This is a genomic window from uncultured Arenimonas sp. (assembly GCF_963976025.1).
In the GTDB taxonomy this organism is placed as follows: Bacteria; Pseudomonadota; Gammaproteobacteria; order Xanthomonadales; family Xanthomonadaceae; genus Arenimonas.
In genome coordinates, this window is the sequence record NZ_CAXBJS010000182.1 from 1 (window position 1) to 5,173 (window position 5,173).

At 71.1% G+C, this 5,173-nt stretch carries 2 protein-coding genes and 2 pseudogenes; all 4 read right to left on the reverse strand.

Annotated elements, in window-relative coordinates:
• Positions 1 to 1,725, reverse strand: a pseudogene (locus tag AACZ35_RS12145) (hypothetical protein); the annotation flags it as partial.
• 3 nt (positions 1,726 to 1,728) lie between these two features.
• Positions 1,729 to 3,036, reverse strand: a complete 1,308-nt coding sequence (locus AACZ35_RS12150) for a hypothetical protein (protein WP_339829674.1) — start codon at positions 3,034 to 3,036, stop codon at positions 1,729 to 1,731.
• 18 nt (positions 3,037 to 3,054) lie between these two features.
• Positions 3,055 to 4,959: a hypothetical protein gene (locus AACZ35_RS12155; RefSeq protein WP_339829676.1), complete on the reverse strand. Its 1,905-nt coding sequence runs from the start codon at positions 4,957 to 4,959 to the stop codon at positions 3,055 to 3,057.
• Positions 4,956 to 5,173, reverse strand: a pseudogene (locus tag AACZ35_RS12160) (hypothetical protein); the annotation flags it as partial. The gene AACZ35_RS12155 and the pseudogene AACZ35_RS12160, both read right to left, overlap by 4 nt.

Sequence of the window (5,173 nt, forward strand, 5' to 3'; positions counted from 1 at the left end):
GTCCGCGAGGTCGACCTCGAGGCCGCGCTGGGTTTCCTCGACGTCGACTTCGCTTTCGTCCATGCCGCGGAAGTTGACCGGCTCCGGCTCGGGCTGCACCTGCTGCAGCAGCTGAGTCTCGCGGGCCTTGAGCGCTGCCTTCGCCTGGGAGCGCAGCCGTTCGGGCGTGATGCCCCACGCGTTGGCCAGGGGGCGGATTGCCAGGCGCAGGCTGGTGCCGGCCTGGGTCTGCGCGTCCATCTGGGCCGTCAGCTGCTGGCGGATCTGCTCGTCCGTCGGGTCGGCGAACTCACCGGTCTCCTGGTTGATCCAGGGCGGTGGCAGTGGCATCGAGCGCGCGGCCGCCGGCGCCGGCTCGGCGCCAGGCTGTTCGAGCAGCGCAGCGTCGGCGTCGGGCAACGGCAGGGCGCCCTGGGTATCGGCCGGCGCTGGCGCAGCAGCTGCAGCTGCTGGCGCGACGGTGCGCGCGAGCGGGGCTTGCGGTGCATCAGCAGCCGGCACGGGCGGCACCGCGGAGGGATCCTGCGTGGCGAGCACGGTCTCTGCGGTGGTGCCATCGTCGGCGGCGTTGGCCACGCGACCCAGCGGCCCGCGTTCGGGCAGGCGCCGGCGGGTGGTGGCGACGTTGGCCACGCCCAGACCGCCACCGATCACGCCGCCCACCGTGGCGCCGACGCCAGCAGCAGCGGGCACACCGTCCATGAGGCCGCGCGACTCGTCCACCTCGCGCACACCGAGGTTCACACCGAGCTGGGCGCCACCCTCCTGGATGGCTTCCTCGGACGCTTCACGGGCGACGCCGCCGGCGACGCGAGCTGCATTGCCGGCCGACAGCGTGCGGCGCGGGGCGCCAGGCATGAACCGGGTAAAGACCTCGGCTTCGAACGGCGCGGCGATGCGCGAGCCCACGAAAGACAGCGGCGCGGCGACAGCCGCAGCCTTGCCGCCGGCGATGCTTGCCAGCTGCTCCTTCGCGGCCTGCGGATCCAGGCCGCCGGCGACGAGGGCGCGGTAGCGCGGATTCTCTTGCCAGACCTCGTCGGGGAGCGCGAGGACCTCGTTCACGGCCTGGACGTTGGCGTTGCCGGACTCCATGGCCACCGAGGTGCCGGTGATGAACCTGGTGGCGGCATCCTTCGACGCCGCCGCACCAGCCTGCGTAGCCGCCGCCTCGGCCGCTTCAGCCGTGGCGCCACGGGCAACGGCCGCCGTGCGCGCGGCCTGCGAAGCACCGGCGGCCGCACGCGCACCGGTCGCGACGGAGCCAACACCCATCGTGGCCAGGTTCGGCAGCTGCTCGGCGCCGAACTGCAGCAGCAGCCCCGGGTCGGTTACCGTCATCTTCACCGCGTCGCCGAAGGACTCCGCTTCGCTGACCTTCTGCTGGCGGGCCACGATGTCGTCGGACAGGCCGCGGCGGATCGCGCCGGAAACGGCCTCCGTCGCCTTGGCGGCGTAGTTCGAAGGGCCAGAGCCAATGCCGATGTCGGCCAGGCTGCGGCGGATTCCGTTGAGCGGCGTCGCCTGCTCGGCGAGGGAGAGCACACCGCCGACCATGTTCACGGCGCCGTAGACCGGTGCCAGGGCCGTGTCCTTTACGGCCTGGCCCAGCGTGCGCTTCGGCGGCGGCGGATCGAACTCGTCGAACCGATTGCCGGTCGCCGGCTGGGCACGGTCGGGCGCCGACGCCGCGGGGGCGTCGAACTGGTCGAAACGATTCTGCATGACTCAGCCCTCGAGGAAGTAGCGGGCGGATCCCTGGCCATACTTGGCCTCGAATTCGGCGACGGTGGCCGGGTCCGGGTTGGACCGCAGCAGCTTCACGGCACCGTCGGGCACCCCGGTCGGCGCGCGGGGCACACCGATCAGGCCGTCGATCTGACCCTGCAGCTGGCCGATGCGCGCGGCGCGGGCCTCGTCCTCCATCGGGAGGTCGATCAGGTTCGCCATCTCCGCCTGCAGCGCCTCGAGCTGCTTGGCCGGCGTGATCTGGCCCTCCTGGGGCGCAGCGGGTGCGCGCAGGGGCTGGCCGTCGGCACCGGTCACCTGGCTGGCGGACAAGCCGCGGCGCACGACCACATTGCCGCGATCGTCGACAAGGGTTTCAGGCTGGTTGGCCGAGAGCTCGGAGCCCAGCGTCGCCAGCTGGCGATCGCCCTGCTGCCGCTGCCCCTCGAGCACGCCGGTGTTCGCGGCGCCCTGCTGGGCCAGTTCGCCCTCGGTGGCACCGCGAAGGCCGGAGAGCGCAGCGCGGTTGCCGCCTTCCTGCAGGCGGGCGCTCGTGCCATCGGCGGCCGCCAGCTGGTCAGCGTAGACGCCGGCGATCGCGGCGCGGGCACTGGGCCGGCCCTTGTTGAAGTAGCTGCCCTGGCTGTTCTCGAGGCGGCGCACGATCTCGTCTCGCGGCAGGCCTCCCATCACCTGGGAGCGAGCTCGGCGCGCGACGCCGGTCTGCTGGTTGATCGCACGGCTTGCGAGATCCTGGGGATCGCGCTGAAGGCCGCGGTAGACCGCTTCCGGAGCCGCCTGGTTGCCCTTCCCTGCCGGCTCGAGGAAGCCCTTGGTCTGGTAGCCCTGGTCGCCACTGAACTGCCCCAGGTCCATGGTGCCGCTGCGATCAGCCGAAGAGGTGTCGGCCACCGTCGGTGCTCCGGGAACGCCGCCAGCGCCGGCACGAGGACGCCGGTTGATCGGGCGACCGTTCTGGGGGCCGGACGGATTGAGCGGGGGCGCCACCACAGTGGGTGGCGCGACCGTGTTGCGCATGTCGGTGACGAAGCGGCCAGTCACGCCCAGGCCGCGGCGAACCGGGGCTGCCACGGCCTCGGCACCCGCCTGCACGGGCCGGCCGATCTGGGCCAGGCCGCGGCGAATGCCCTGGCCAGCGCGTACACCGGCCGATTCAGTGGGCCGCGCGGCTGGCGTGCCGCCGCCACCACCTGCGCCCGCGCCGGAGCCGGTGCCGGAGCCGGTGCCGGAAAGCCGCCGCTGCAGGCGGTTGGCCTCATCATCCATGCGCCAATCGTTCGTGGCCATCCTGCGAATCTCCTTGGGTTACGACGCGCCAACGGCGTCGGCGATTTCGCCGACGTAGGAAAAGTTCGTGCTGCAGGCCTTGGTGCGGCTCTGGCTGCTGCTGATGCTGGCGCCGAAGCTCAGGGCGCTGAACGAGCTGGCGGCCAGCTGGCTCGACGCCTGGGCGCCGGACTTCAGGGCCTCGAGCATCAGGCCCTTGACGCCCAGGATCTGTTCGACCGCCAGGCGCACGTTCTGGACGATGGTGTCGGAGCGCACGCGGCTGCGTTCGGTCTCCGCCTGGAAGCCGCGGGTGTTCGAATCCGACACCGCCTGCTCGATCGCCGCTTCGGCCGTGTAGATCCGCGCGGCCGATTCGTTGTGCGCGGTCTGGGCGGCGATCACCGTGCGCGCGTTCTCGAGCTGGGCCAGCAGGGCGCGCAGCATGTTGTCGTGACGGCGCAGCTCGGCCTCGGCGGCCTTGATGTGTGAGTCCTGCTGCGAGATCTGGATCTGGGCACCGGTGCGGTGCGCCTCGACGCGGGTGCCGTACACCCGGGCCAGGGTCTCGTAGACCTTGCCCTGCTCCGCGTCGGCCATGATCTGGGTGCGGTAGGCATCCCACTCGGAGTTCTTCGCGTCGACCAGGCTGCCATAGGCCTCGACCTCGGCCCGGTAGCCTTCGATCTTGGCGCGCTCGGCCTCGATGAAAGCCTTCACGCCTTCCACCTGGGCCCGGTACGCCTCGGCGCGCGCCAGCTGCGCGCGGATGCGCTCGGCGTACATGCGCACGCGCTGTTCGTTGATGTCGCCGCGTACCTTCGCGGCTTCCACCTCGGCGCGGTAGACGTCGACCTCGGCGCGCAGGCCATCGAGGTAGGCCCGATAGGCGTCGACACGGGCGTTGTAGGCCTGGATCGCACCGTTGAACTGGGCCACCCGGGCCTGGAACACCGCCAGGGCCAGGTCCTTGACCTTGAAGGCCATCTGGAACTGGCGCTCCTGCACCGTCAGGTGCGCCTGCAGCAGCGTCGATTCGAGCGTCAGGCCGCTGGCGATCGCGCGGCCCAGGTTCTCGATCGCCACGGTCTCGGAGCGGACGTACACCTCGCGGTTGAGCTGGCCGCGCTGGGCGCGGTTGGCGTACATGGCCTCGAGCATCCGGCTTTCGAGGTTGCCGTCGGGCTCGTCGAAGCCACGGTTGGAGTGCAGCTCGCGCGATTCCTGCAGGAGCTTGAGCTCCGACTGGTCCTCGCGCTGCACTGCGCCGCCCCAGATGGCGCTGCTCACCGCCTCCGGCAGGTAGAAGCCGCCGTCGAGCATCGTCGACAGCGTGCCTTTGAGCTTGTCCAGGAAGGCCGACGCGTAGGGGTCTTCCTGGAAGTCCACCAGCTCGCTGGGCACCGGGGCGTCGAAGGTCGGCGCGAGCTCGTCGAACCGCTCGATCGCGATGTCGGGAACGGTGGGCAGCTCGATCACCTCGAGCTCGGGGGCGTCGGGCTCCACCAGCACCGGCGCCACCGGCATGTCGGGGCTCTCGATCGTCGGCGCCGGGCCGGGGCGCTCAGCATCGAGCGGGTCCGGCTTCGGCGGCCGGACGAAGACCGGGATGTTCGACAGCTCGGGCGGCTCGACCGGCGCCGGACCCACCGTCAATGCCGGCAGGTTGAGCGTGGGCGCCGCGGGGACTACAGGCGTCGGCGGAACCGTGATTTCGAGCAGCGTGGGCTTGGGCGGCCGCACGTACGGCGTCAGGTCGCCACTGGCATCGAAGCTGGCCTCCCACTGCTGAATGGGGACCTCGAAATCGACGACCCGGTCGATCTGCTCCTGGGCCTGCGCGAAGGCGCTGGTGGCGAACGGCAGGAACGTGGCCGCGCCCAGGTCGAAGTACGTCAGCGCCGGATCCGTGTAGGTGCTCAGGCAAAGGTTGTTGCCACTCACGGCAGTCTCCGATCAAGGACGAGGGGGCGGATCTCGAGCACGTCGGCAGCGAAGTCGCTGCCGGCGACGTTGCCGAGCTCGAAGGCCATGTAGACAGACTTCAGGCCGCGGCCGACCTTGAAGCGGCCAGGCTGCGGGGCGCCGGCGGGCGCCGCGACCAGGTCGTAGACGTAGCCGACCTTCTGGCCGGCGTTGTCGTTGACGATCACCTTCA